At 64.6% G+C, this 1054-nt stretch carries 1 protein-coding gene; it reads right to left on the minus strand.

The features are described from left to right. Positions 1-306: 306 nt before the first annotated feature. Positions 307-1054, minus strand: a 748-nt coding sequence (locus GZ998_RS12485; RefSeq protein WP_257506035.1) for a DUF6318 family protein, incomplete at its 5' end; no start/stop codon positions are given.

The following is a 1054-nucleotide window of genomic DNA, read 5'->3' on the forward strand; positions in this document are numbered from 1 at the left end:
AGGGGCGTACGCCGGCGGGGGAGGACATGGTGCCGTAGGGGCACTGGTGGGTGGGTGGCCCGTACTCGTAGGTTCTGCCGTTGTCCTGCGCGGGGGCGGGGCTGGCGTAGTAGCCCCCGCCGACCGGCGCGCCCGGGGTGGAGTAGGCCACCTCGTAGGACGTCCTACCCGTAACAGTTACAGAATTACCGGAACCGTGGGCGCCGTATTGGTCAGGCCGTTGCGTGGGGATGGCTGCGTTCGTGGAGGCGCCTAGTAGTAACGTAACAAGCGTAAATCCCGTGCATAAAGTGATTGGGGCGCGTTTCATTCTGACTCCTCGTCATTGGAAATTTGGAGTGCCTCTACGGTCCAATCGTCGCCGTTCCAGTACAGTTGGATTAATAGCTCGCGGTCGAATCCGCCGACCTGTTGCGACGAGGTGGATGGTGCAGGGTGCTCTGTGTATCCTTCAGATTTTACTTGCGCGCGTACGACGTAGCGGTTGGGGTCGTCCTGGTCGGTCCACCACTCCAGGGGGGTGATCTCCTGCTCCCACGGGTCTGTCCAGCCACCTGCATCATGTATTTCGGATGCATCGGCTCCCACTCCATTGCAGAATTCGCAGTTGTCGTCGCTCATCTTCTTCCAGGCGTCCAGGTCTCCGGTAGCTCCAACATAAGGAACTAACTCTAGGAAGTATGTGGCTGCCTGGGCTGCGCCGTCGGGGGTGAACTCGGGGGTGTAGGCCTGGGGCTTGTCCATGGCCAGGGCGGTGGCCCTGGCGGCGGCCTGCTGGGGTGAGAGCGTGGGTGTAGCGCTAGCGCTGGCTGTGGCGGGTGGGGTCCAGGTGGGGGTGTAGGTGGTGCGGTTGGCGGCGTGTGAGCAGCCGGCGCCCAGTAGGGCGAGGCAGATGGCCAGTGCGCCGGCTCGGCGCAGGTGATCCGCTCGGCGCGCAGGTTTCGGCGCATGGGGGTGTGCGGCGGCGGCGCGGGCCTGGTGGTGGCGGGTGCTGGCGTGTGGCTTGCTTGGGTGTGTGGGCATGTTGGGGGTGGCCTCCTCGATGAGGACCCGG

It is taken from the genome of Actinomyces sp. 594, assembly GCF_019325145.1.
In the GTDB taxonomy this organism is placed as follows: domain Bacteria; phylum Actinomycetota; class Actinomycetes; order Actinomycetales; family Actinomycetaceae; genus Actinomyces.